Annotated in this window: 26 protein-coding genes; 3 read left to right on the top strand and 23 right to left on the bottom strand. The window is 70.5% G+C overall.

Annotated features, from left to right (window positions below; translation table 11 throughout):
- Positions 1 to 37: 37 nt before the first annotated feature.
- The 8 genes from ACP7AG_RS18920 to ACP7AG_RS18885 form a co-directional block, all read right to left on the bottom strand.
- Entirely contained in the window at positions 38 to 670 is a 633-nt protein-coding gene (locus tag ACP7AG_RS18920; RefSeq protein ID WP_426032751.1) for a cytochrome c-type biogenesis protein, read from the bottom strand.
- Positions 667 to 2,643 (bottom strand): heme lyase CcmF/NrfE family subunit, encoded by a 1,977-nt coding sequence (locus ACP7AG_RS18915; protein ID WP_426032749.1) that lies wholly within the window; start codon positions 2,641 to 2,643, stop codon positions 667 to 669. Before ACP7AG_RS18915 ends, ACP7AG_RS18920 begins: the two co-directional genes overlap by 4 nt.
- A gap of 181 nt (positions 2,644 to 2,824) precedes the next feature.
- Positions 2,825 to 3,316 (bottom strand): cytochrome c maturation protein CcmE, encoded by a 492-nt coding sequence (gene ccmE / locus ACP7AG_RS18910; RefSeq protein WP_426014872.1) that lies wholly within the window; start codon positions 3,314 to 3,316, stop codon positions 2,825 to 2,827.
- Positions 3,313 to 4,440, bottom strand: coding sequence for a c-type cytochrome biogenesis protein CcmI (gene ccmI / locus ACP7AG_RS18905; RefSeq protein ID WP_426032746.1), 1,128 nt, complete (start codon positions 4,438 to 4,440; stop codon positions 3,313 to 3,315). The genes ccmE and ccmI overlap by 4 nt, the downstream gene beginning before the upstream one ends.
- A 55-nt stretch (positions 4,441 to 4,495) precedes the next feature.
- A complete protein-coding gene (locus tag ACP7AG_RS18900; protein ID WP_426032744.1) occupies positions 4,496 to 5,836 on the bottom strand; it encodes a hypothetical protein in 1,341 nt (446 codons plus the stop codon).
- 387 nt (positions 5,837 to 6,223) lie between these two features.
- Positions 6,224 to 7,612, bottom strand: coding sequence for an ATP-binding protein (locus tag ACP7AG_RS18895; RefSeq protein WP_426014878.1), 1,389 nt, complete (start codon positions 7,610 to 7,612; stop codon positions 6,224 to 6,226).
- 217 nt (positions 7,613 to 7,829) lie between these two features.
- Positions 7,830 to 8,510 carry a response regulator transcription factor gene (locus ACP7AG_RS18890; RefSeq protein WP_426014880.1) on the bottom strand — a complete coding sequence of 227 codons (681 nt, stop codon included), beginning with the start codon at positions 8,508 to 8,510 and terminating at the stop codon, positions 7,830 to 7,832.
- Positions 8,511 to 8,523: 13 nt separating this feature from the next.
- Positions 8,524 to 8,841, bottom strand: coding sequence for a PepSY domain-containing protein (locus ACP7AG_RS18885; protein WP_426014882.1), 318 nt, complete (start codon positions 8,839 to 8,841; stop codon positions 8,524 to 8,526).
- A gap of 221 nt (positions 8,842 to 9,062) precedes the next feature.
- On the opposite strand from ACP7AG_RS18885, the gene ACP7AG_RS18880 reads away from it, so the two are divergent.
- Positions 9,063 to 10,364 carry a hypothetical protein gene (locus ACP7AG_RS18880; protein WP_426032742.1) on the top strand — a complete coding sequence of 434 codons (1,302 nt, stop codon included), beginning with the start codon at positions 9,063 to 9,065 and terminating at the stop codon, positions 10,362 to 10,364.
- An 11-nt stretch (positions 10,365 to 10,375) separates the two neighbouring features.
- Here ACP7AG_RS18880 and ACP7AG_RS18875 read toward each other — a convergent pair whose 3' ends face one another.
- The 5 genes from ACP7AG_RS18875 to ACP7AG_RS18855 all read right to left on the bottom strand — a co-directional run bounded on the left by ACP7AG_RS18875 (position 10,376) and on the right by ACP7AG_RS18855 (position 17,077).
- Positions 10,376 to 11,308 (bottom strand): DnaJ C-terminal domain-containing protein, encoded by a 933-nt coding sequence (locus tag ACP7AG_RS18875; RefSeq protein ID WP_426032740.1) that lies wholly within the window; start codon positions 11,306 to 11,308, stop codon positions 10,376 to 10,378.
- Between the two features lie 81 nt (positions 11,309 to 11,389).
- Positions 11,390 to 15,208 (bottom strand): baseplate multidomain protein megatron, encoded by a 3,819-nt coding sequence (locus ACP7AG_RS18870; RefSeq protein WP_426032738.1) that lies wholly within the window; start codon positions 15,206 to 15,208, stop codon positions 11,390 to 11,392.
- A 14-nt stretch (positions 15,209 to 15,222) separates the two neighbouring features.
- Positions 15,223 to 15,666, bottom strand: coding sequence for an NlpC/P60 family protein (locus tag ACP7AG_RS18865; RefSeq protein ID WP_426032736.1), 444 nt, complete (start codon positions 15,664 to 15,666; stop codon positions 15,223 to 15,225).
- Between the two features lie 131 nt (positions 15,667 to 15,797).
- The gene (locus ACP7AG_RS18860; protein ID WP_426032734.1) at positions 15,798 to 16,448 is read right to left on the bottom strand and encodes a baseplate hub protein; all 651 of its coding nucleotides are present in this window, start codon (positions 16,446 to 16,448) and stop codon (positions 15,798 to 15,800) included.
- Positions 16,448 to 17,077 carry a phage distal tail protein, Rcc01695 family gene (locus tag ACP7AG_RS18855; protein WP_426014890.1) on the bottom strand — a complete coding sequence of 210 codons (630 nt, stop codon included), beginning with the start codon at positions 17,075 to 17,077 and terminating at the stop codon, positions 16,448 to 16,450. Before ACP7AG_RS18855 ends, ACP7AG_RS18860 begins: the two co-directional genes overlap by 1 nt.
- 120 nt (positions 17,078 to 17,197) lie before the next feature.
- Between ACP7AG_RS18855 and ACP7AG_RS18850 the strand changes: the two genes are divergently transcribed.
- Positions 17,198 to 17,656, top strand: a complete 459-nt coding sequence (locus ACP7AG_RS18850) for a DUF805 domain-containing protein (RefSeq protein ID WP_426014894.1) — start codon at positions 17,198 to 17,200, stop codon at positions 17,654 to 17,656.
- Between the two features lie 51 nt (positions 17,657 to 17,707).
- Here the strand turns inward: ACP7AG_RS18850 and ACP7AG_RS18845 are convergent, their stop codons facing one another.
- The 10 genes from ACP7AG_RS18845 to ACP7AG_RS18800 all read right to left on the bottom strand — a co-directional run bounded on the left by ACP7AG_RS18845 (position 17,708) and on the right by ACP7AG_RS18800 (position 23,577).
- Positions 17,708 to 18,238: a phage tail tape measure protein gene (locus ACP7AG_RS18845; protein ID WP_426032732.1), complete on the bottom strand. Its 531-nt coding sequence runs from the start codon at positions 18,236 to 18,238 to the stop codon at positions 17,708 to 17,710.
- A complete protein-coding gene (locus ACP7AG_RS18840; protein WP_426032730.1) occupies positions 18,235 to 18,420 on the bottom strand; it encodes a phage tail assembly chaperone in 186 nt (61 codons plus the stop codon). The genes ACP7AG_RS18845 and ACP7AG_RS18840 overlap by 4 nt, the downstream gene beginning before the upstream one ends.
- A complete protein-coding gene (locus tag ACP7AG_RS18835; protein ID WP_426032728.1) occupies positions 18,417 to 18,707 on the bottom strand; it encodes a GTA-gp10 family protein in 291 nt (96 codons plus the stop codon). Before ACP7AG_RS18835 ends, ACP7AG_RS18840 begins: the two co-directional genes overlap by 4 nt.
- Positions 18,708 to 18,738: 31 nt before the next feature.
- Positions 18,739 to 19,155: a phage major tail protein, TP901-1 family gene (locus ACP7AG_RS18830; protein WP_426014901.1), complete on the bottom strand. Its 417-nt coding sequence runs from the start codon at positions 19,153 to 19,155 to the stop codon at positions 18,739 to 18,741.
- 154 nt (positions 19,156 to 19,309) lie between these two features.
- A complete protein-coding gene (locus tag ACP7AG_RS18825; protein ID WP_426032726.1) occupies positions 19,310 to 19,726 on the bottom strand; it encodes a DUF3168 domain-containing protein in 417 nt (138 codons plus the stop codon).
- Positions 19,723 to 20,007: a head-tail connector protein gene (locus tag ACP7AG_RS18820; protein WP_426014904.1), complete on the bottom strand. Its 285-nt coding sequence runs from the start codon at positions 20,005 to 20,007 to the stop codon at positions 19,723 to 19,725. The genes ACP7AG_RS18825 and ACP7AG_RS18820 overlap by 4 nt, the downstream gene beginning before the upstream one ends.
- A gap of 153 nt (positions 20,008 to 20,160) precedes the next feature.
- Complete coding sequence (locus tag ACP7AG_RS18815) at positions 20,161 to 21,399, bottom strand: phage major capsid protein (protein WP_426032724.1); 1,239 nt, start codon at positions 21,397 to 21,399, stop codon at positions 20,161 to 20,163.
- 154 nt (positions 21,400 to 21,553) lie between these two features.
- Entirely contained in the window at positions 21,554 to 21,973 is a 420-nt protein-coding gene (locus ACP7AG_RS18810; RefSeq protein ID WP_426032722.1) for an HK97 family phage prohead protease, read from the bottom strand.
- The gene (locus ACP7AG_RS18805; protein WP_426014910.1) at positions 21,970 to 22,218 is read right to left on the bottom strand and encodes a hypothetical protein; all 249 of its coding nucleotides are present in this window, start codon (positions 22,216 to 22,218) and stop codon (positions 21,970 to 21,972) included. The genes ACP7AG_RS18810 and ACP7AG_RS18805 overlap by 4 nt, the downstream gene beginning before the upstream one ends.
- A 156-nt stretch (positions 22,219 to 22,374) precedes the next feature.
- Positions 22,375 to 23,577 carry a phage portal protein gene (locus ACP7AG_RS18800; protein ID WP_426032720.1) on the bottom strand — a complete coding sequence of 401 codons (1,203 nt, stop codon included), beginning with the start codon at positions 23,575 to 23,577 and terminating at the stop codon, positions 22,375 to 22,377.
- Between the two features lie 83 nt (positions 23,578 to 23,660).
- Between ACP7AG_RS18800 and ACP7AG_RS18795 the strand changes: the two genes are divergently transcribed.
- Complete coding sequence (locus tag ACP7AG_RS18795) at positions 23,661 to 24,068, top strand: endonuclease domain-containing protein (protein ID WP_426032718.1); 408 nt, start codon at positions 23,661 to 23,663, stop codon at positions 24,066 to 24,068.
- The last annotated feature ends 117 nt before the right edge of the window (positions 24,069 to 24,185 follow it).

Raw genomic sequence — 24,185 nt, 5'->3', positions numbered from 1 at the left:
GACGATGGTCTTGCGGCGTCTTCGCGGCGCAATCGTGTCATTCATCCTTCAACAACGCCTGAACACGAGCCTCTTCGCCTTCGGAAAGCTGTTCAACGTCCTCGCCGGGCGCTCCGGGTGTGGCCCGTCGCCTCAGAAGCACGATCATCAACCCGCCGCCCAAAACCAGGGCGACCCAAGGCGTGGCCCAGAGCACGGCGTTGCTGGGCGAGAACGGCGGCTTGAGCAACACGAACTCGCCATAGCGCGCGACCAGAAACGTGCGAATCTGCCGGTCGCTGCGGCCCTGCTTCACTTGGTCGCGGATCACGCCGCGCAGGTCGCCAGCCAGGTCGGCTTGGGAGTCGTCGATCGACTCGTTCTGACAAACCAGGCAGCGCACCTCGCGAAACAGGTCGCGGGCCCTGGATTCCTGCACGGGATCAGGCAGACGCTCGGCGGGATCGGCGGCCGCGCCCGCCATGCAGGCGATAGCCATCAGCGCCACGAGCACACCCCTTCCCTTCTCCCCTTGCGGGAGAAGGTGTCGGCGCAGCCGACGGATGAGGGGTCGCACGGCGTCGACACCGCAGACGATCGAGGTGGACAGGTTTGACAGGCCCCTCATCCGTCGGCCTTCGGCCGCCACCTTCTCCCGCAACGGGAGAAGGAAGGAGGAGGCGATCTTCAAGCCGCCGTCTCCGACTTGCGCGCCACGCCGAACCGCAGCCGGCGGTCCGACAGCGAGATCAGGCCGCCCAGGGCCATGATCAACGGGCCCAGGAAGATCAGCCGAACCCACGGATTGACGAAGGCGCGGACCAGCCAGGCGGGCTGGCCGTTCGCGCCCGCTCGGCGCTCGCCCAGCACCACATAAAGATCGTCCAGCACCCGTGGACAGATGGCCACTTCGGAGGTCGTCTGGCGGCCGGTCGGATAGAAGCGGCGCTCGGGCTGGGCCGTGCAGATCGGAGCGCCGCCGCGGGTGATCTTCACGATCCCCCGCTCGGCGATGTAGTTGGCGCCCTCGACCGCGCCGACGTCGGTCAGGGCCAGCTCATAGGCGCCCAGCTTCAACTGGCCGCCGACGCTCACGGCTTGAGCGGCCTCGACGCGCCAGGTGGTCTCGAACGACGCGCCCAGCACGAACAGGCCAAGGCCGGCATGGGCCAGGGTCATGCCCCAGGCGCCGCGCGGCAGGCCCACGGTCCGGCGCCGGACCTCGGCCCAGGGCGCACGGAAAGCCCGCACCCGCTCGGCCAGCTCCAGCACCGCGCCGGCCACCAGCCAGACCCCCAGGGCCAGGCCCGCGCTCGCCAGGGCATGGCGCGGCGCGATCACGGCGAAGGCCACCAGGCCCAGGATCGCGGCGCAGGCCAGGGCCAGCCACAGGCGGCGCATCACCAGCCGGGCGTCGCCGCGCTTCCAGGCCAGCAGCGGTCCGGCCGGCAGGATGGCCATGGCCAGCACCATCAAGGGAACAAAGGTCAGGTTGAACCAAGGCGGGCCGACCGACACCGCTTCGCCGTCCATGGCCTCGCGGATCAGGGGATAGAGCGTGCCAAGCAATACCGTCGCCGTGGCGGTCGACAGGATGATGTTGTTGACGACGATCGCGCTCTCGCGGCTCACCGGGGCGAACAACCCGCCGCTGTTCAGGCTGGGGGCGCGCAGGGCGAACAGCAGGAAGCCACTCCCGGCCGCGATCCCCATGATGGTCAATAGCAGGATGCCCCGCGCCGGATCGACGGCGAAGGCGTGGACGCTGGTCAGCACGCCCGAGCGCACCAGGAAGGCGCCAAGCATCGAGAAGGTGAAGGCAGCCAGCCCCAGGAACACGGTCCAGCCCGGCAGGGCGCCGCGCTTTTCCAGCACCACCGCCGAGTGCAGCAGCGCCGTGCCGATCAGCCACGGCATGAAGCTGGCGTTCTCGACTGGATCCCAGAACCACCAGCCGCCCCAGCCCAGTTCGTAATAGGCCCAGAAGGCGCCGAGCGTGATGCCGACGGTCAGGAAGCTCCAGGCCGCCAGGGTCCAGGGCCGCACCCAGCGGGCCCAGGCCGCATCGACCCGGCCCTCGATCAGGGCGGCCATCGAGAACGAAAACACCACCGAGAAGCCGACATAGCCGCAGTAGAGAAACGGCGGATGGAAGGCCAGCGCCGGGTCCTGCAGCAGCGGATTGAGCGACGCCCCCTCGACCGGAACGTTGATCAGCCGGGTCATCGGGTTGGAAGCAAAGACGGTGTAGGCCAGGAATAGCACGCCCAGCGCGCCCTGCGTCGCCACCGCATAGGCCCGCAGGCGCGGCGGCAGGGCGGCGCCGAAGGCCGCCATGGCCGCGCCAAAGCCCGTCAGCACCAGGCACCACAGCAGCATCGAGCCCTCGTGGCTGCCCCAGGCGCCAGCCACCTTGTAGAGCATGGGCTTGGCGGTGTGGGAGTTGGCCGCGACGTTGGCCACGGAGAAGTCCGACACCACGAAGGCATGGACCAGGGCCAGGAAGGTCAGGCCTGTGCACAGGAAGGCGCCCAGGGCCGCGCCCTGCCCCGCCCCGGTCAGGACCGACATCCGCCGCGCCCCGCCCACCGCCGACAGCCCCATCTGCAGGGCCGACAGCACCAGGGCCAGGATCAGGGCGTAGGCGCCGAACTCGGTAATCATGCCAAACCTTCCCTTCTCCCCTGGCGGGAGAAGGTGTCGCGAAGCGACGGATGAGGGGTTGAAGGCGAGGTCAGCCGCGCACGGCGGACAGGTCGGCGCGACCCCTCATCCGTCGGCCCCGGATCAAGCCTGGGGCCGCTACCTTCTCCTGCAAGGGAAGAAGGAAATTTAAGCGTTACGCTCACGAGGCGGGCTTCCCTGTTGAGTAGGACGGCGTTTGGCCATCCCCTCGCCACTCGCCCTGTTCCTTCAGCGCCTTGGACACTTCACGCGGCATGTAGCGCTCGTCGTGCTTGGCCAGCACCTGCTTGGCGACGAAGACACCGGTCTCGTCGAAGGCGCCCGAAGCGACGATCCCCTGGCCCTCGCGGAACAGGTCGGGCAGGTCGCCCTGGTAGCGCACGAGATTGGTGGCGCGCTGGTCGGCGACCACGAACTCCACCAGGCCGTCGGGGTGCTTGACCACGCTGCCCTTCTCCACCAGCCCGCCTAGCTGCACCTTGCGGCCGGCCGGCACATGGGCGGCGGCGGCCTGGGCGGGGGTGTAGAACAGCGAGATGGCGTCGCGCATGCCCCACAGGGCCAGGCCGACGGCCAGGGCGACCACCGGGGCGGCGACCGCCAGGACGGTCAGGCGGCGGCGCGCCTTGCGGGATTTGGGCAGGAAACTCATGATGTCGTGTCCGCCTTGGGGGCCTGGGCGGCCTGACGCAGCGCGGCCAACACCTTGGGCTGGCCGGCGAAGCGGGCCTGGGCCTTGGCCAGGGCGGCGTCGCGCTTGGTGGTGTCGCCCAGCACGGCATAGGCCCTCACCAGCTTGACCCAGCCATCGGCGTCGTCGGGATTGGCCTGGAGCTTGGCCGCGAGGCTGGCGACCATGCCTTGGATGAAGCCATCGACGCCCGAGCCGTCGCCGGCCGGCGCGGCGGCTTGCTCCTGAGGGGCCGTCGGTTCTGGCAGCAGGCCGCCGCGCGCCTGGGTCTGGACGATCTCCTCGGCGAAACCCGCGCGACGCGGGTCGTCGGACGGCATGGCGGCGAGCACCGCCCGCCAGTCGGCCAGGCCGCCGGCCAGGTCGCCTTCGGCGATGCGGGCCTTGGCGAGGTTGTAGCGGGCGATGACATTGGCCGGGTCACGCTTCAGCGCCTCGGCGAAGGCCCGCTTGGCGTCGGTTCCGATCTCGCCCTTGGCTTCGGCGATGAACATCTCGCCCAGACCCACCCACAGATCGACCCGGTCGGGCGCCAGCGAGACGGCGCGCCGCAGGGCCTGGGCCGCGCCAGTCGGGTCGCCGGCCTGCAGACGGGTGAGGGCCAGCAGCCTGAACAGTTCAGGATCATTGGGCTTGGCCTTGGCTGTTTCCTGCAACACCGCCGCGATTTGGTCGGGGCTCAGTTGCGAGAGCTCGGTGTTGCGCCACTGCGCCACCCGCTTGAGGTAGGGCTGGTCGGCCAGGCCAGGCGCAGCGACGGCGCCGTAGACGCCCAGCGCGATCAGCGGGGCCAGGGCGGCGAAGGCCAGGATCAGCGGCCGGGTCTTGGGATCGGCGACGGGCCAGGCCTGTTGCTGGTCGGCGGCGGCGATCAACCGGCGGCCGGCCTCGGCGCGGGCCGTCTTCAACTCGCCGTCGGCCAGCAGGCCGCGGTCGGCCAGGTCGTCGATCTCGGAAACCTGTCGGCGATGCACGGCCAGGCTGGCGTCGTCGCCCGCCCCCAGCGAGGCCTGCGCGGCGCCGCGCAGCACCAAGGCGGCGACGACGGCCGACAATCCCGCCGTGGCGATCCAGAAAGCGATCATGCGCGCGTGTTAAAGGGGAATGGCGACGGCCGTTAGCGAAAAAATCGCGTAAGGATCAGGCCGCCTGGGCCACGGCGGCGGCGGCGCGGCGGCGGACGATCTCGGCGGTCTTCTCGTCGCGGCTATAGGCGATGAGGCCGGCCGCCAGGTCGAGATAGCGCTGGGCCAGGGCCCGATCACCGCCCTCGCCGGTTCGGACCACATAGAGGATGTCCTCGATATACTGGTCGAGACGCGTGTTGAGCTTTTCCAGCACCTTGGCCCGGCTGGCGCCATAGCCGCTCTGGGCGGCGCAGGACCGGACGTCGGCGACGAAGGCCAGCACTGCGGTCACGCGGCTGACCAAGCGCTCGTCGGGCTCGGCGGTCAGCGCCGGAATGCCCTTGCCATTCTTGCCACCGAGGATCGAGATCGGCCGCAGCGGCAGGGCCGCCAGCAGTTCCTTCTCGGCGGCGTTCATGCGGCTTTCGACGGTCTGGGCGACGCCCTGCTTGTACTTACCGATCCGCCTGCCCCAGGGACCGTCCTTGTTCAGATCGACAGACTGTTCGAACTCGGTGATCTGCGCCGCGACCCTCTGTGCGGCCAGCGCCGCCTTGCGGCCCTCGGCTTCGCCCCGGTCGGCGTCGAAGGTCCGAATGAAGTCGATGTTCTTCTCGATGTCGGTCAGCACCCGCTCGCCGAACACCCCGACCTCGGACGAGGCCCAGAACTTGTCGGTGGGCCGCTCCATCACCGCCGAGATCACCCGCAGGATCCGGAAATCGTCGGGCAGGTGCGCGGCGAGGATTTCGAACAACAGCGGTCCGGCGTCGTCGCGGATCTCGCAGGCGTCGTTATAGGCCAGGCGCGCGGACGAGGCGCGCTCCTCGCTCATCTTGCTGATCCATTCCGACAGCTTGGGCAGGGCGGCGCGAACGATGGCCGACAGCTCCAGGCACGCGGCCAGCTCGTCGATGTCGCAGATCTGGCCCAGGGCCACGAAGCCCGGCGCGGTCTGGGCGCGCACGCCCCGGGCGGCGATCTCGCACAGTTCGTTGAACACCTCGGGCGGACCCTGTTCGAGGTCCCAGGGATTGCAGCGCGCCGCGGCCTCCTCGATCTTGCGCGGCGAGTCGATCTTCAAGGCCTCCCACAACAGGGAGAGCACGCGGGGCGGGAAAGAGGTCTGTTCGCTGTCGCGGGCGGCGCACAGCGGCACGATCGGGGCCAGGACGCTGTTGCGAATATAGCGGGCGGCGGTCTCGTCCTCGACCAACCGACGCACCGAAGCCAGGGCGCCTTGCCCTCCGGCCGGACCGGACAAGGCAAGCTCCAGGCTGCGCAGAGCGGCGTCGGGGGCGGTTTCCACCAGCTTCCGAACCATCAGCAACTTGTTGGCGACGACCCCGGCCATAACTCCCCGCAAAAGCAGCCCACTGGGGCCCGCGTCAACCATGTCGTCAACGAGGTTAAGACTTTCCGAAACCATAAGTTTTTGCTGTTCGAGCCACAGCGTCGAAAGGTCGCTGGATGGCGGAAACCGGTGTCTTGCGATGTGGGGTTGAGAGGTGCGCGATGTAAGGTTGTGGGTCTCGCCTGATCTCTTCTCACCCGTAAGGCGGGGGAGGTGGCGCGATGCTGACTTGGCAGCAATGGGACGGTCGGTGATGCGCTATGCCGCGAGCGAAGTGTTCGCTGATCCAACGGGCGTCGCCGATGGAATCTGGGACCGCCCCCCCCCCCGTCACGTCGCCTATCGGCGCCGCGCCACCTCCCCCGTTTCACGGGTGAGGAAAGAGGTTCACCCCTCCGAGCGCGGCAGCACCAGGGTCACCCGTAGCCCGCCCAGCGGCGAGGCCGAGAGGGTCACCGAGCCGCCATAGGCCCGCGCCAGTTCGTCGACGATCGACAGACCCAGGCCCGAGCCTGGCGTATGCTCGTCCATGCGTTGGCCGCGCTTGAGGGCGTCAATCCAGCGGTCGGGGGGCAGACCGGGGCCGTCGTCATCGACGGTCAGGGTCAACTGCTCGGGCGAGCTGGCCACGGCCTCGGCCCGCACCTTGGCCTTGCACCACTTGCAGGCGTTTTCCATGACATTGCCGGCCAGTTCCATGAAGTCCTGACGCTCGCCCTGGAAGGCCAGGTCGTCGGGGCAGCGCCAGTCGATCTCGACGCCCCGCCCCCCTGGCTTGTCCTGGAAGATCCGCTCCAGAGTGGCAGCCAGCTCGTCCATGATCGGCTCGACGGGCGTGCGTTCGCCCGAGGTCTGGGAGCGCGCGGCGGCGCGGGCCCGGCGCAGGTGATGATCGACCTGCTCGCGCATGGTGGCGGCTTGGCGCTCGACCACCTCGGCCAGGCTGCCAGGCTGCTGGCTGGCCTCGGTCAGCATCACCGACAGCGGGGTCTTCAGGGCGTGGGCCAGGTTGCCGACATGGGTGCGCTGGCGCTCGACGACTTCCTGGTTATGGGTCAGCAGGGCGTTGAGCTCCCCGGCCAGCGGCGCCAGTTCCTCAGGATAGACGCCCTCCAGCCGCTCGGCCTTGCCACGGCGCACGGCGCCCACCTCGCGGCGCAGGCGAAACAGCGGCAACAGACCGACGCGCACCTGCACCACCACTGCCGACACCAGGCCCGCGCCCAGCAGGATCAACGCGATGGCTGTGTTGCGGGCGAAGATATCGGCGTCACGGTCGATCGGGGCCCGATCCTCGGCGGCGATGAACACCACGGGGCGAGGATAGCCCGGCAGGCGGGTCAGGATGGCGGCGGCTCGCAGCCGCGCGTTCTGCGGTCCCATCAGGTCGAAGAACAGGGTTTTGCCCGGCGCGGCGGCCAGCCGCTCGGCCTGGGCGCCGGGGATAGTCAGCGAGCTGTCGAACAGCGACCGCGACTGGTCGATTATTCGCAGGCCCTGTGGCCGCATTTCCAGGATCTGCCAATAGCGGCCGGAATAGACCCGGGTGGCGCGAATGTCGGTCAGGAACGGCGCCTTGACCACGCCGTCCTCGACGCTGGAGCTGGCATAGAGATCGTCGGTCAGCACCGTCAGAGCGGAATCGAAGCGGCGGATGGCCGAGTCGCGGAACTGGGCGGTCAGGAAAACGCCCGCCACCAGCAGCACGACCAGGTTCCATACCCCGGCCAGCAGCACCAGCCGACGGACGAGCGAGTGCTTGCTGAGGTCCCACATGGCTAGCGCAAGCCCGTTGAAGGGACGATGAGGGGGTCGGGACACTTTTCCGTTTCGCTCACCTCGCCCCCCTTTTTCCATTCATCCCGACGAAAGTCGGGACCCAAGCCGAGCCTCGCGGTTTCGCTCTGATCCAACACCCCGCCTCAGCGTGAGTCCCGACTTTCGTCGGGATGAGCGGAGATTTGGGCTGGGCCAAAACGAATTGGCGAAGGCTCTAACCCTCTGTCGTCTCGCCTTCCAGCGGCGTCAGGCGATAGCCCAGGCCGCGCACGGTCTCGATCCGGTCGCTGCCCAGCTTCTTGCGCAGCCGGCCAATGAACACTTCGATCGTGTTGCTGTCGCGGTCGAAGTCCTGGTCGTACAGGTGCTCGACCAGCTCGGTGCGGCCGATCACCCGGCCCTGGTGCATGATCATGTAGTGCAGCAGGCGGTATTCCAGCGAGGTCAGGCGCAGGGGTTCGCCATTGACGCTGGCTCGGGCGGCGCGCGGGTCCAGGCGCAGGCCGCCGCACGACAGGCTGGGCGAGGCGTGGCCGGCCGAGCGGCGCAGCAGGGCGCGCAGGCGGGCCAGCAGTTCTTCGGTATGGAACGGCTTGGTCAGGTAGTCGTCGGCGCCGGCGTCGAAGCCCGCGACCTTCTCGTTCCACGAACCCCGCGCGGTGAGGATCAGCACCGGCGTGGCCACGCCGCCGCGCCGCCAGCGCTCCAGCACCGACACGCCGTCCACCTTGGGCAAACCGAGATCGAGGATCACCGCGTCATAGGGCTCGGTTTCGCCCAGGAACTGGGCTTCCTCACCGTCCGGCGCCTGATCGACGGCGTAGCCCGCGTCCCCAAGGGCCAGCTTCAGCTGGCGCGACAGGTCGGGATCGTCTTCGACAAGCAGGATGCGCATGGAACAGGAAACCTTAGTTGGCGCTGAGGATCTGGCCGGTCCGCGCGTCGACGATGAAGTCGATGCGGCGGCCGTCGGTGGTGGCCCAGCGGACGCGATAGTTGGAGCCTTCGAGGCCGGCGTCGAGCACGCGGCCCGGCGTGCGGCGACCGATCTGCTCGATCACCCGGCCCAGTGGCACCAGCTGGCCCGACTGAACGCCGCCCCGCGCCTGATCCTGCCGGGCGCGCCAGTCAGCGCCCAGCGAGTCCGGCCCGCGCTGCGCCGACGCCACGCCCGGCAGGGCGGAGGCGGCCAGCAGGGCGGCGAAAAGGATGTTGATCGGCTTCATGGGCTCGGTTTTAGAGCCTCGCGGCTGAATAGAGGCTGAACACGGCCGTTATGGACGGGTCGCGTCGTTCTGTCACGGCCGGACAGGCGCCAAGCCCTTCGCGCCCAGGGGTTGTCTCTCGCGCCGCCGAGCCGCTTGTCACGAAAACTGGGCCATTCTAGAGTGCAATCTTCGCGCGTAAAATTGCGGGGAGCTCGGCAAGGTTTTCTGGGGAGGGAGCGATGCGACTGGTCATGACATCCTGGCGCGTGGCTGTGGCCGCCGTCGTCCTGGGCGCCTTTCTGGCCGGCGCCGCCCACGCCCGGGCTGCCCCGCCGCCCGTCGCCCCGCCCGTCGCCCTGCCCTTCGCCCCGGCCGTCTCGGATACGGCCACGCCGCCAGCGTCACCCGCCAATTTGACGTTCAGTCAATTCTCGGGCGCGATCGTCGGGGTTGGCCTCAAGGCGCTGCCGGGCCCGGACGGCAAGCTTGTCCCCGCCAAGGCCGCCAATTTCGATTCGATCCGGTTCCAGCCCGACGGCGGCTATCCGGCCTTCGATATGCTGGTGGTCAATCAGGCGGACAAGCAGGCGCTGCGGCTCGGGGCCAACAAGCGGATCATCCCGCCCAAGCCTGGCAGGGCCGACCTCGTCTGGATCGATGTCGATGATCCGGTGACCGCGACCAAGGTCATGAAGATCACCGGGATCGCGCGACCGGTCGACCCGTGGATGGTCGGCTGGACCGTCTGCGGCGTGACGGCGGCCCTGCTTTTGGTCGCCTTCCTGGCCTCGGGCGGCAAGCCGCTGCGGTTCATCACCGGCCACGACGGACGGCTGAGCAACTCGCAGTTCCAGCTGGCGCTGTGGTTTGGCGTCGTCGCCATCGCCTACGGTTCGATGCTGGTGCTGCGCGTCCTGCTGCTGGGGGCCGAGTTCATCAGCGGGATCGGCCTGACCGTGAATGTGCTGGCCTTGACGGGACTGAGCGCCGTCACCTTCGGCGGCGCGAAACTCGTCGCCACCCAAAAGCAGAACGCCGCCAGCGACACGGCCAATGCCGACGCCCAGACCGCCGCGGTCACCGCCAAGACGGCCGCCGACGCCGCCAACAGCTCGACCGCCGCCGTGGCCAATCTTGACGCCGGCGATCCGGCCGTGGCCGGCGCGACCCTGAGCGCCACGACCGCCGTGCAGGTGGCCACCGTCGCCGCGACCTCGGCGGCGCTGCTGGCGAACAAGGCGGCCAACACCCCCGCGGCCAGGGACATCCCCGCCGCGTCGGCCGGAACGGTCGAGGCCAGCCTCCTCGACCTTTTCAAGAACGGCGAGGGCGAGACCGACCTGGGCGACTTCCAGATGATCCTGATCAGCGTGGTGGCGGCCGGCATCTTCGCGGTGTCCAGCATCCACGTGATGCTGCTGCTCGACATCGCCAAGGACATCTTGCTGCCCGACGTCGATTCCGCCCTGCTGGCCATCTTCGGCCTGGGTCAGGGGGCGTATCTGGTGAAGAAGGCCGTGCTGCCGGCCGGGAAAGGCTAGGCCGAAAGCGCCTACCGCCGCTTCGGCGCGTAGGGCCTCTGGGTCCGCCAGGTCTCGGCGAACTGCTCCAGTTCGGCGTCCGGCGTTTCCGGCAAGGTCACCACCAGCCGCGCGAACAGGTCGCCGCGCTTGCCCTTGCCGTCGGAGAGGCCCCGGCCCTTGAGCCGCAGCTTGGCGCCCGTGTTGGAGCCCTTGGGAATCGACAGGGTGACCGGGCCGTCGGGCGTCGGGGCCTCGACCTTGCCGCCCAGCACCGCGTCAGGCACCGAGATCGGCAGGTCCATGACCAGGGTGTCGGCCTCGCGGCGATAGATCGGGTGCGGCTTGATGGCCAGCTCGATCAGGGCGTCGCCCTGTCCGCCTCGGCCGGGGCTGCCCTGGCCCTTCAGGCGCAGGGTCTGGCCCTCCTGGGCGCCAACCGGAATGGTCACGTCGATGGTCCGGCCGTCGGAGAAGGCCACCCGCTTCTTGCCGCCCTTGATCGCCTCTTCCAGGTCGATGTCGAGACGAGCGCGCACGTCGGCGCCCTTGGGCGAGAAACCGCCGCCGAAACTGCCGGCGCCAGCGCCAGCGCCGCGATTACGGCCCAGGATGTCGCCGAACAGGTCGTTGAGGTCGATCTCCGGGCCGTCGCCGCCGCCCGCCCCTGGGCGACCGCGATTGAAGCCGCCGCCGCCGAACGGCGAGCCCGACCCGCCAAAGCCGCCGCGCGCGGTCTCGCGACCATCGACGTCGATCTCGCCGGCGTCGAATTTCTTGCGCTTGTCGACGTCGCCGATGATGTCGAAGGCGGCCGTGACCTGCTTGAAGCGCTCCTCCGACTTCTTGTCGCCCGGATTGGTGTCCGGATGGTGCGCCTTGGCCAGCTTGTGGAACGCCTTGCGGATCTCGGCCGCAGTGGCGGTGCGGGAAACGCCAAGTTCCGTATAGGGGTCGCGCGCCAAGGAGGCTCCTCACTTCGAAAGACCGGGGACGCCTCAATTAGGCCGTTTGCCGCCGCGCGCAAGCGTTATGTTGCATTAATATCACAGCAACACTCTGCTTGACGCGCCCCAGCCGAACAGGGCCGAGCCTTGGGCGATCCTGACAGCCACCAGGCCGGTCGGTCCAGCGGGGAAGTCGGCGGCCCGCTGAGCGGCGGTGTAGGTGAAGGCAGACGCGGCGGTCTCGACGGTGCGGACCACCATTTCGCCGTCGAGGATCTCGACCCGCCAGGCCTCGCGCTCCTCGCCCAGCGGGACCTCGGCCTCCCAGCCGTCGCCGGCCACGCGGGTGCGACGAATCCAGCTGACCAGCGAGTCGAAGCTCGCATTGCGGACCTTCAGGCGGACCGGCGACCACGGCCGGTTCGAGAGGCCGCGCCAGGTGGCGACGACCTCGGTCATCGCCGGTCCCGAGGCCGGGCCGCCGGCTGGGGCCGCGCGCCAGACCAACGGCAAGCCGCGCTCCGACGACGACAGGTCGGCCCGCGCCAGGGCGGCGTCCAGTACGACGACCGCCGCACCGGCGGGATTGATCGCCGCCATGGCCGACTCGCTGCCGCCCTGGCCGCGCAGCAGGCCAGACAGGGCCCAGCGATCATCGCCAACCGCCTGGGCGTCGAGGAACTGGATCACCTCCCATTCCCCGCCCGCGCCGCGCACGGCGATGGCGTTGGCGCCCGCCAGCACGGCCGAGCGATCGCGGCCCTGAGGCGCGGCGCCCTCCAGCCGGACAGTCAGCCGGTTGGCGCGGTCGAAGCGGTGCAGGGGGCCGGCCGGCAGGTCCGACAGGGTGACTCCGACCGTGGCGGGCACGGCGGCGCTGGCCCGCGCCCGCAGGGACGCCAGCCCGGCGCCGGCATGGATGTCGAAGGCCCGCCAAGGCGCGGCGGCCACCGCCACCAGCGGCCGGTCGTCATCCTGTCCGGGGAGGTCCAGTATGTGCAGCATCGGCGGCCCCGACGTCTCGCGCGGCGGCGCGGGCGACCAGTCGAGGTCGCCGTCCAGGGCGACGGGTGGGGCCGTGGGCAGAAGTCGCACACGGGGATGCTCGTCGAGATCGACCCGCGCCACGCGCCAGGTCACGCCGTCCAAGGCCAGGCGGTCGCCGGGCTCCAGGCGCAGGGCGGCCAGAGGCGATACGTGGACGGTCGCGTCGCGCGGATCGGTGGCCGCCAGGCGACGCTGGGCCACGGCGCGGGCCTCGGCGGCGCTCAACACCAGCGGGACGTCGAGATCGGCGTTGCCCTCCCCCACCTCGCGGCGGACGATCACCGAGCCGGTCTGGTAGTCGCGAGCGGCGTCGATGAAGCGCAGGCGCAGGGCCCGCACCGGGGCGGCCAGGGCGCGGCCCGTCGCGGTCGGCGCCTCGCGATCCTCGGGCCAGGCCAGGTCGTCGTCGCCCAGCGTCAAGACCGGCGGGCCGCAACGGCCGGCCAGGACAACGCCGTCCTGCCGCTCGACGGCGTCCAGCGCGAAGGCCCCCAGCAGCGGCGCCAGGGCGTCGCGCAGCCGCATGGGCCGGTCGACCACGTAGCCGACCACGCTGCCGCCGGCCTCACCCGGATCGAGCGTCACCCCCGCCCGGTCAGCCAGGGCGGCGATCAATTCGGGTAGCGGCGCGATCCCGGCCCGGCCGTTCAGCCAGTGGCCCAGCGTCCAGTTGGGCCCGTCGGCCCAGACGCCCGCCCGGGCGGGGAAGTCGGGGAAGGGCCGCGCGTCCCAGCACCAGGCCGCCGCGCGGTCGATCATCGGCCCGCCATAGACCGGCGACATGGGATTGGCGGCCGGGTCGCTTACATGGGCCAGCACCGCCTCCAGCGCCCGGCGCTGGCCGACCTCGTCACGCGTTCCATCCGAGAACAGCGGCAGGGCGCTCTCGGCGCTCTTGGCGTCAACGAACAGGTTGGGCGCGTTGGCGCCCTTGTCGACCGCGCCGCAGCCGAACTCCACCAGCCGCAACGGCTTGGACTTGAGGACCCAGGCCGTGGGACTGGCCGCCCGGACGCCGCCGGGGCGGTTGAAGTGCTGGTGGCTCCACCAGGCCTGCAGGTCCTTGGGTCGGTAGACCCAGGGCTCGCCATAGGCGCCGTCGCTGATTGGCGTTCGCGTCTGGACCAGGCGCGCGGCGTCGCTCGCGTAAAACCAGTCAAAGCCCTCGCCGCCCGCCAGGCTTTGTCTCAGATAGGCGAGGTCGTGCGGCCCCTTGTGGCCGGCGACCGCGTCGAGATGAGCCTCGCCGTCGCGCCAGTCGGCCAGGGGCGGGTAGAAATCGACGCCGACGAAATCGATATTGCCGTCGCTCCACAAGGGATCGAGATGGAAATGCAGGTCGCCGCTGCCGTCGCCGGGCTGGTGGCCGAAATACTCGCTCCAGTCGGCGGCATAGCCGAGCTTCGCGGCTGGTCCGAGCAGGGTGCGCACCTGCCCCGCCAGCGCCTTCAGGGCGCTCACGGCTGGATAGGACGAGATCCCGTCGCGCACCGTGGTCAGACCGCGCAGCTCGGAACCCAGGATGAAGCCGTCCACCCCGCCCGCCAGTTGGGCCAGCTTGGCGTAGTGGAGCAGCATCCGCCTCAGACCCCAGTCTCCGACCGGGCCACTATAGGCCGGAAGACCTTCGGCCGCCCCGAACTGGGCCGCCGTGGCCGCGCCGAACAAGGCCGAGACCTGGGCCGTCGCGGCGGCGGTCTTGTCGGGCGAGCCCGCGCGGCCGGCGGCGGGGTGGCAGGTGATCCGGCCGCGCCACGGATAGGCCGCCTGGGCCGCGCCGCCATAGGGATCGGGCAAGGCGTTCGCGGCCGGTATGTCCATCAGCACGAACGGATAGAGCGTCACCCGCAGCCCGCGTCGCTTCAGTTCGGCGATGGCCTGCAGCACCGCCCGGTCGGCCGGCGTGCCGCCATAGGCCGGACCTCCGCCATGCGAGGACACCACCGCCGCGTCAGCGCGATCGAGGCCTCCCGCCCGCCATTCGAACGGGATCGTCGCCTTGGTCGCCGTCTCGACCTTGGGGCGGATCGCGCACGACCCGCAGCGCAGGTCGTCGCCAAACCAGGCGACTACCAGGGTCACCTCTTCCACATTGGGCAGTTGCGCTTGCAACTGATCGAGCGACACCACCAGATCGGCGAGCCCCTCGGTGTTGTTCAGGGTCTCGGCCGACGTGCGGGTGAGGCCGTCGCGGCGCAAGACCAGGTCGGTCGCGTAGACAAATTCGCCGGCCCCGGGAATCAGGCAGACGCCCTTCAGGCGCTCCTCCAGTCCCGCAGCCGCGCCGCTGGCGCGCGGCCTGTGGAACACCTCGAACGACAGCTGCGGTGGGCGATTGCCATAGGCGCCGAGCGGCAGGTCCTCGAACACGACATAGGCCGTGCCGCGATAGGCCGGAGCGTCCCCCTCCACCGCCGAGATCAGGGCGTCGGGCGCCTGGTCCTCGGCGCCGGTGTGAACGCGCATGAGGACGCCGGCCATGTCCATCGGCTTGCCGTCGGCCCAGACCCGGCCGATCCCGTCAATCGGGCCTTCGCAGACGGCGACGGCGAACGACAGGCTATAGGCGGCGCTGGTGGTGCGCGGGCCTTTTCCGCCGCCGCCCGCGTGACCGTCGACCCAGCGTTCCCTGAACCGCGCCGCCCAGATCACCTGGCCAGCCACGCGGGCCCGGCCGAACACGGCGGCCATCGGCGCGCCCTCGGCGGCGCCCGTCAGGCGCAGGTCCGGGATACGGGGACCGACCTGGCGCGCCGGGGTCAGGGCGTCGAGGGCGGCCTGGTCGATCACCGATCCCAGCACCGCCCCGACCGCCGCCCCGACCGGACCGAACATCGCGCCGCCGGCGGCGGAAAGGATGACCTGAGCCATGGGGATAGTCTCCTTCAGATTGACGGATAGCGGAACGCCGCGACCAGCCGCGCTCGCCACCAGCGCCCCAGCCAGCTCTCGACGCAGGCGCGGCCCCAATAGGCGTGGATCATCCGGTCGGCCGCCGACAGGATCGCGCAGTGCTTGGCGGGGGCGTCGGGGGCCATGCGAAACAGCAGCACGTCGCCCGGCCGGGCGGCGGCGAGGTCCAGCGGGATCAGCGACCGAGCCAGCGCCTCGGCCAGGAGTTCGCGACCGCCCAGCTCGGCCCAATCGGGGCGATAGGGCGGCGGGGTTTCCGGCTCGGCGTCCTGCAGGGCGCGCCAGACGCCGCGGATCAGACCCAGGCAGTCGCAGCCGACGCCGCGCAGGCTGGCCTGGTGCTGGTAGGGGGTGCCGAGCCATTGGCGGGCTTCGGTCAGGGCGCGCTCGTTGATGGACCCAGCGGCGGCGATCACTTGCCCCCTACGGCTCGCTTCGCGACCGTCTTCCCCCAGAGGGGGAAGAGCTCCGCCGCTGACGCAGCGGAAACTGCGCCCCCCCGCCGCGACAGGCGGCGAAGCCGCCAGATGGGGGCAAGTGTGTTCCATCACCGCCGCGCCCCGTCATTGCGCTCGCCTTCGGACGGATACAGCGTCAGGAAATCCTCGCCCGGCGCCGTCGGAAAACCCCGGAAGTTCAAGCCGTTGCCGAACGTCTCCCAGCAGGTCGCCCACCGCTTGTCGCAGGTCGCGCCAGGAAAGGCCGCCGCATCGAGCCCGCAGCGGGCGTCACGGAACGCCGCGTCGCAGGACCGTCCGAAGGTGCGGCCCGCCACGCGGTCGAGCGCCGCCAGCGGTCCTTCCAGTTCCAGCGTGAAGGCTCCGCCCTGGACCTTGGCGGCGGCGACGGTGGCGCGCCACAGGCGTACGAACAGGCTCGGCGCCGACCAGTCGATCCGCCGGCACTCGACGCGGGCGCCGTCATAGAGGCCCGCCGCCAGATCCAACTCGGAAAGCCCCGCGTCGTCGAAGCCTCCGACGGCCGTGGCCAGACCGGGCGCGAAGCCCGCCGCCGTGTCGCTGGCCCCGGCGGTCCAGCCGGTGGCGGCCCGGCAGGTCACGCCCTCGACGACCAGGTCCTGGTCATGGTCGGTGAAGCCCAGGACGACGCCGTCGCGGCGGGTCAGGATCCAGACGTGGCACAGGCTGGCCGCGCCGCTCTCGATCGCGGCGGCCAAGGCGTTGGGAACCGCGCGCATCAGACCCGCACCTCGACCAGGGCCACGGCGCCGACCCGCGCGGCGTTGAAGCTCTCCAGGGTGACGTCGATGCGATCGCTGTCGAAACGCACCGGCGTGTCGAACTCGAAGCCGGCGGTGACCGCCGCGCTCACGGCCGGGGCGACCGCGAGCGTCACGAGGCCCGTCACCGTATCGACCGCGAAGGCCGCAGGGCCCAGCACGAAGCCCGCCACCGCGATCTTGACCGTGCCGGCCACAGGCTTGGCGATCGGCCGGACCACCGCCGTGGCGCCCGTCCCGTAGGTCTTGGTCAGGGCGAAGGTCTTGCGACCCCCGTCGCCGACCCCGATCGCCTGGTCGGCCGCCGCCGGCGTGGCCGACGGCGCGCACGACCGGCAGTCGGCCGGGTCGCGGAACCGGAAGCCATGCAGCCGCCCTCGCCGTTCCTCGAAGAACGCCACCAGGGCGGCGGCGTCGTCCAGCGGTCGCGCCGCAGTGCCGATCAGGTAGCGCCGTCGCCCTTGGGCCCAGGGACTGGACCGCCGCTCGAATCCGGAGGCCAGGGTCGTGACCTGGGTCCGCCGCTCGACGCCGCCGGCGCAGCCGAACGCCAGCCGCGCGGGCAGGCGCGCTTCATGGAAGGCCATGGGAGGTTCCTGTGTCTGAGGATTTTGGGAGGCCGGGTTAAACCCGCGTCATGACTTGCAATTCACTTCAACCGCGAGCGGGGCGGCCGTAAATTCTCCCCAAGCTGGGAGCTGAATGACATGGACTGGAAATCGCTTTTCTTCACCGCCGAGGGCCGTATCGGCCGCCAGACGTTCTGGATCGGCTGGTTGATGCTGCTGGGCGCGCACATGGTCGCGGGCTGGATTCCGCTGATCGGCTGGGCCATCGGCCTGGCGGCCAGTTTCGCCGGCGTCTGTATCTACACCAAGCGCCTGCACGACATGGGCCGCACCGGCTGGTGGCAATTGCTGCCGATCCTGCTGGGTCCCGTGCTGGTGGTCGCCTCGGCCATCTCGATCGGTTTCGGCGCCATCGCCGCCGAGATGATGAACGGTGACGCGGGCCTGTTGGCCTTGGCCGGGGTCGGCGGCCTGTTCGTCAGCCTCGCCATCGCCTTGGTGGTGCTGGTCGGCTTCACCCTCTGGGTGGGAACCGCCGAAGGCCAGCGGGACGAGAACCGCTACGGCGAACCGTCGCTGACGCCGGTGCTGGTGTAACAATAAGCCGCTCATCCCGGCGAATGCCGGGATGAGCGGTGAAAATAATCCCTATAGCCGCCGCGCGCCCAGGCTGACCGCCCGGGCCAGGGCCTGGGCCAGTTGAGCGTCCGAGCGGGCCAGGCCAGCGACGTCGCCGCCCTGGACATTGACCGTCACATTCACCCCGCCTCCGCCCACCGGCTCGATCGCGCCGCCGGTCGCGGGACGAAACAGTTCGGGGCCGCGCTCGCCGACCAGATAGGCGCCGCCGGCGCTCACGGTCCCGCCGTCGGCCCTCGCTCCAGAAAATATGGAGCCGACGGCGCTGGCCAGGGCCGCCGCCAGGCTGCTCCCCTGTCCGCCGCCTGCCCCGGCCGAGACCGCCTGCAGCACCGCTTGCGCGAGCTCGGCCAGGCTGATCTTGCCGTCGGCGGCGGCGTGGGCCAGCGAGCGGACCAAGCCCGTGCCGGCCTTGGCGAAGGCCTCGTCTATGCTCCGCGCCGCCTGCTCGGCCGGGGCCTTCAGGGCGGCGAGCGCGGCGGCGGCCTCGGTGGCGCGGGCGGGGATGGCGTCGAGGCCATCAAGGTCGAACTCGCTCATCGGGTCTCCTCGTCGGGAAAGCGGGTCAGCAGGGCGTCAAGCGCGCCCCGCGTCAGGACCAGCGCGGCCGGCGCTTCGGTCAGGGCCCGCCATTCGGGCAGCGACAACCGCCAGAAGGCCTCGGGGGCGATGGCCAGGCGCAGGGTCGCCAGCCGAAGGGCGTCGGCCCAGCGCGGGCTCACGCGCAGGCCGCCAGGGCGGCGGCCACGGCGGCGACCGCTTCGGGCAGGGTGACGGGCTGGGCCGTCAGCACATCCGGGTCCTCGCCGCCCCCCTCGAGCAGGGCGGCCAGCACGGCGGTCAGCTCGGTGGCCGACATCCGGCCAAACCGCTCGGGCAGCTGGCTCCAGTCGTCGAGTTGCAGGGCGGCCTCGATGCGCGCCAGGGCGCCCAGGGTCAGGCACAGGCGGCGCGGGGTCCCGGCCAGGGGCACGGAGACTTCGCCGCGAGTGGGGTTGGGGGTGGGCATGGAAGTCCTTTCACTGGCGCACTTGCGGGTCCTAGATCGCCGTGAACGTCACCGCGCCGGCCGAGGCCAGCGACAACGCGAAGGCCGCCTCGCCGTCGTGTTCGCCGGCATATTCCAGGGCCGCGACCAGGAACGGCCCCTCCAACTGGATGAAGTCGGGGATCACCAGCCGCCAGACCCGGGCGGTCTGGGCGAAGAAGCTGTCGCGCACCATCGCGTCGGAAGCCGCGTCGCGGAACACCCCCGCGCCGGAGACGGCGACCGAGCGCACGCCGGCCCCGGCCAGCAGCTCGCGCCAGCGGCCGGTGCTGTCGCCGTCGGTGGCGTCGATGGTCTTGGCGTTGAGGCTGATGGTGCGAGCCCGCAGGCCCGCCACGGTGGTGAAGACCGGCGTCGGCGCGCCGTCGCTGATCTTCAGCAGGATGTCTTTGCCGGCTTGGGCGGCCATGATGAATCTCCGGTTTTCGAGGATTGGGGCGAACACTTGCCCCCTACGGGCCTTCGGCCGTCTTCCCCCAGAGGGGGAAGAGTTCGCGCGCTTGGGCTCCGCCCCCTATGGGGGCGGACAGACCGCGAAGCGGTCAGGTGGGAGCAAGTCTGGATCAGGAGCCTTCCGTCACCGCCCGCACCCGCAGCACCCCGAGCGACAGCTCGCGGTCGGCGGCGCGGAAGACGTCGGCATAGGTCACGCGCAGGGTGACCAGCCGCCGGGCCTCGACGGCCGGGGCGGCGTTGTGCAGGGCGGCGCGAACGGCGGCGGTCAGGGCGCGGGCCTCCTCCGGTCCGCCAAACCGCGAGGCGGCGGTTACGGTGACCAAGTGCTCCAGCGCGTCGGCGTCGGGTCCCGCCGGCCGGCTTTCCTGGCGGCCGACCAGCACGCAGGGATAGGTCGGGCTGCGCGGCGGATCGACATAGATGCGCTGGCCAACCAGGACAGTGACGGCCGGGGCGGCCTTCAGCGTGGCCACCAGGGCGGCGGCCAGGGCCCCGTCAGGACCCAAATTTCCGGGGCCGCTCACAGCCGCGCCGTCCGGTAGGGGGCCAGCCACGGCTCGACGAGACCCAGCGGCGGCTCGGCGCTTGTCTCGGAAGATTGGGCCCGGTGCTCATAGGCGTGGGAGACCAGGGTCAGGATCGCCAGCCGCAGGGGCGCGGGGCTGGCGGGGGCCAGGACCAGGCCCGTGGCGGCGGCGACGCGCGCCTCGGCCGCGTCGATCAGCAGGGTGACCAGGGCGTCCTCCGTGGCGTCAGCCACGCGCAGGAACCCCTTGGCCTCGGCCAGGGTGGTGGAGAGGGGCATGTTGGGATTTTCCGGATGAGGACTTGCCCCCACCTGGCGACTTCGTCGCCTGTCCGCCCCCATAGGGGGCGGAGCCCAATCCGCGCGAACTCCGCCCCCTATGGGGGCGGACAGACCGCGCAGCGGTCAGGTGGGGGCAAGTGTGGGTGAGGCCTACGAAACGGCGAACTTCAGCAGCTTGATGGCGTCGAAGTTCTGGATCCCGCCGCCGACCCGCTTGGTGGTGTAGAACAGCACGTGGGGCTTGGCCGAATAGGGGTCGCGCAGCACCCGCACCCCGGCCCGGTCGGTGATCAGATAGCCCTTCTCGAAGTCGCCGAACGCCAGGGCCAAGGTGTTGGCGCCAACGTCGGGCATGGCCTCGATCTCGGTGACCGGATAGCCGAGCAAGGAGGCCGACTGCCCCGGCTGCAGGGCCGCGTTCCAGATGTAGTTGCCTTGGGCGTCCTTGAACTTGCGCACGGCGCTGACCGTGCGGCGGTTCATCACGAAGCGGCCGTTCTGGCGGTACTGGGTCTTGGCCGCATAGATCAGGTCGATCAGCTTGTCGGTCGGGTTCGTGGCCGGCCAGGCGCCCGCCACGCCGGTGGCCAGATAGCCCATCTGGCCCCAGGCGTACGAAGCGTCGGCGGCGGCCACATAGGCCAGCAGCCCCTTGGGCTTGTTGACCCCGTCGCCGCTGACGAAGGCGGCGGTCTCCTGGGCGGCGAAGGCGTCCTGCACCTCCTCGGCCAGCCACTCGTCGATATTGACATAGGCGTCGTCGAGCAGGGCCTGGGTGGCGGCGGGGCTGGCATAGAGCTCGCCGGCCGGGAAGTCGATGACGTCCAGGGTCGGCGGGGTGGTCTCCGGCCGCGCAGCGGTCTCGGCCACCCAGCTGGCGGCAAGACCGGCGGTCGAGACCGGCTTGCGGAAGGTGCCCGAGCCGATGGTGCGCACCTGGCAGATGTCGCGCATCGGCGAGGTCGCCTGCAGACGCCGCAGGATCTGGCGCTCCAGCTCGGGCGGCGCGACATAGCCGCCGGCCGTGGCCACGCCTTCGGACAGGCCCTTGGCTTCCAGGAGAAGCGCCAAGGAGGCGGAAGGCGTCTCGCCGGTCTTGATATAGCGGTCGAAGGCGGCCTTGCGCTCGTCGACACGCGCCAGCGGCGCGTCACCGCCAAGCGTGGGCCGCCGGGCGTCGGACAGCACGCGGTCCAGCCGCGCCTGGGCGTTGGAGACGGCCTCGTCGATGCGGGCGACCTTCTCCTCCAACAGCACGTCGGCCCGCTTGGTCTCCAGCGCGGCCAGCCGCTGGTCATTGGCGGCCTTGAAGCCCTCGAACGCCGCCAGCACCTCGTGCAAGGCCGCGCGGGCCTCCGGCGAGGCCAGGGCCTGCTTGGTTTCCTTCATGGGGATCTCCGGTTTGGGTGGTCAGGAACAGGTCCTCCCCCTGTGGGGGAGGCGATCGCGAAGCGATCGGTGGGGGGAGTTTTGGAGCGGCGGATCACTCCCCCCTCCGTCGGCTCCGCCGACACCTCCCCCACGGGGGGAGGAATTCTGGGCCTTAGCCGACGCGCTTGAGCCGCGCCCCCGGCAACATCGGGAAGGTCACGATCGACACTTCCCACAGCTCCACTTCGCGCAGCACGCGCAGGCGGCCGGTGTCGTCGGGTCTGGCCTTCACCGCGCGGAAGCCGATCGAGAGGCCGTCCAGCGCCCCGGCCTCGACCAGGGCGGCGACCAGCCTCCCCCTCGGGGTCGTGCGGAGAATCCGCCCACGGACGTAGAGGCCCGAGGCGTCCTCGGCGATCTCGTCCCAGACCCCGACGGGTTCGGCGTCGTCGTGCTGGTGCAGCATCTTGACGGCGGCCGGGCCGGTGCGGGCCAGGCTGGCGGCGAAGGCCCCGGCGGCGGTGACGTCGTCATTGAGGTCGCGGGTCCAGAACAGGCTGCCGTGGCCTTGGATTTGGAGGTCGTCCTTCATGGCTGACCTCCATCCAGCTTCGTCTCGATCCTGGCCAGCGAGGCCCGGGTGGCTTCGGCCTGAGTCTCCAACCGGGCCAGGCGCTCGGCCACCGGGGTCTGGGCGTCTAGCCGCTGGCTCAGATTGTCGATGCGGGCGCTGGCCCGGCCAGTCCACAGCAAGGCGCCAGCGGCCTGCAAGGCGATGGCCACCAGTAGGGCGACCGAGACCTGGCGGTCCAGCCGCCAGCGCGGGGGTGAAGTCATGGGTGTCTCCGGTTGATCGGAAAGGTCCTCCCCCTGTGGGGGCGGCGGCCGAAGGCCGGTGGGGGGAGTGTTGGGGTCGTTGATCCGGGAGGCGGCTGGCCTCCGATCCCTCCCCCCTCCGTCGGCTTCGCCGACACCTCCCCCACGGGGGGAGGACTATCCCTCCAGCCCCGCCAGCCGCCGCCGTTCGGGGTCGGTGAGGAAGCTGGCGCCTTCCAGTCGCGCCCACAGGGCGTCGCGCTCGGCCGACAGGGCCGGCACCGCGTCCAGGTCGCAGGCAATCTTCGCGCCGGGGAACTTCGGCGCCAGCCACACCGACAGGGCCCGCGCCGCCCGCTCGGCCAGGGGAACGACGGTGTGGCGCCAGAACGCCCCATTGGCCTCGCGATAGTTGGCGTAGGTGGCGTCGCCCGGCACGCCGAGCAGCTGGGGCGGAACCCCGAAGGCCAGGGCGATCTCGCGGGCGGCGGCGTGCTTGCCGGCGATGAAGTCCATCTCGGCCGGGCTCAGCGACATCGGCCGCCAGTCCAGCCCGCCCTCCAGCAGCAGCGGCCGGCCGGCGTTGGCGGCCCCGGAATGGGCGTCGCCGAGCTCGGCCTTCAGCCGCTCGAACTGCTCGGCGCTCAGTCGGTCGCCGGCGTCGCGGTTGGCGTAGACCAGGGCCCCGGACGGCCGGGCGCTATTGTCGAGCAGGGCCTTGTTCCAGGCCCCCGAGGCGTTGTGCACGTCGATGGCGAAGGCCGCCGCCTCCAGCGGGGAAAAGCCGTAGTGATCGTCGGTGGGGTTGAACAGTTTGAGGTGCAGCACCGGCAGCCAGCCGGCGGCGTCGCGCCCGATCCGCGCCGTGCGACCGGCGGCCTGGTAGTCATAGGCCAGCGGCCAGCCGCGCGGGCCGGGCACCACGGTCATCCGGTCGGGCCGCAGGGCGTAGAGCTCGGTGGGGACGTCGCTGCCCTCTCCCCCTTGAGCGGCTTCCAGGTAGCCGTTGCCGGCCACCGTCAGATTGCCGAAAAACGCCTCCATCAGGTCGGGCCCGCCCTGTTCGGGATTGGGGGCCTGGAGCAGGACGCGCAGCGGATGGTCGTCGGCGCGGCGGCCGTCGACGAAGACGGTCATCGGCACCGAAGCGGCGGCCTCGGCGATCATCCGCACGCAGCGATAGGCGATCGGGTTCTTGGCGAAGCCTTCCGACGCCAGGGCGGCATAGTCCCGCGGCGTCCAGCGCGGTTGGCCCGCCGTGGTGATGGCGATCAGCCGCGCGGCGCGGGAGTCCTTGGCCTCCGGCGCCATGGGGGGCGGACGACGAGGTTTGAACAGGGGCATGGGGCGCCTCGGAGGTTGAGAACGAAGAGGGAACATGGTATAGATGCAGAATGATCAACATCAGGTCCTCCCCCTGTGGGGGAGGCGGCCAAAGGCCGGTGGGGGGGGCGTGAAACGGCATGCGAGAACCCAAGGCCTACGTCGCCAGGGCGCGTGAACTGCGGAAGGAAATGTCCTTGCCGGAACGAGTGCTGTGGTCAGCCCTGAAGGGGTCTCGGCTCGACGGTTTGAAGTTTCGCCGCCAACATCCGATGGGACCCTACGTCTTTGACTTCTTCTGTGTTTCAGCGCGGCTGGCGGTCGAGATCGACGGCTACGCGCATGAGGTCGGCGACCAGCCCGAGCGCGACGCCATCCGTGACGCCTGGATGGCGGAACGGGGTGTGAGAACGCTCCGAATTCCCGCTCGTTGGGTGCTGGACGACGTGGATAGCGCGGTCGCGGCGATCCGCACGGACCTGCAGGAACACTCCCCCCACCGGCCCTTCGGGCCACCTCCCCCACAGGGGGAGGATTTCCGCTTCTAAGTCCTCCCCCTGTGGGCTAGCAGGTTCACACATCTCGATTGAGCGAGTGGACGAGCTCTGATTCATTGGGTTCATCTGACGGGAGATGGCGATGGATCTGCTGCTGGGGCGGTTTGG

Origin of the sequence: Caulobacter sp. DWP3-1-3b2, assembly GCF_049896325.1 — a bacterium.
Lineage (GTDB): Bacteria > Pseudomonadota > Alphaproteobacteria > Caulobacterales > Caulobacteraceae > Caulobacter.
This window is presented reverse-complemented; position numbering and strand designations above follow the sequence as displayed.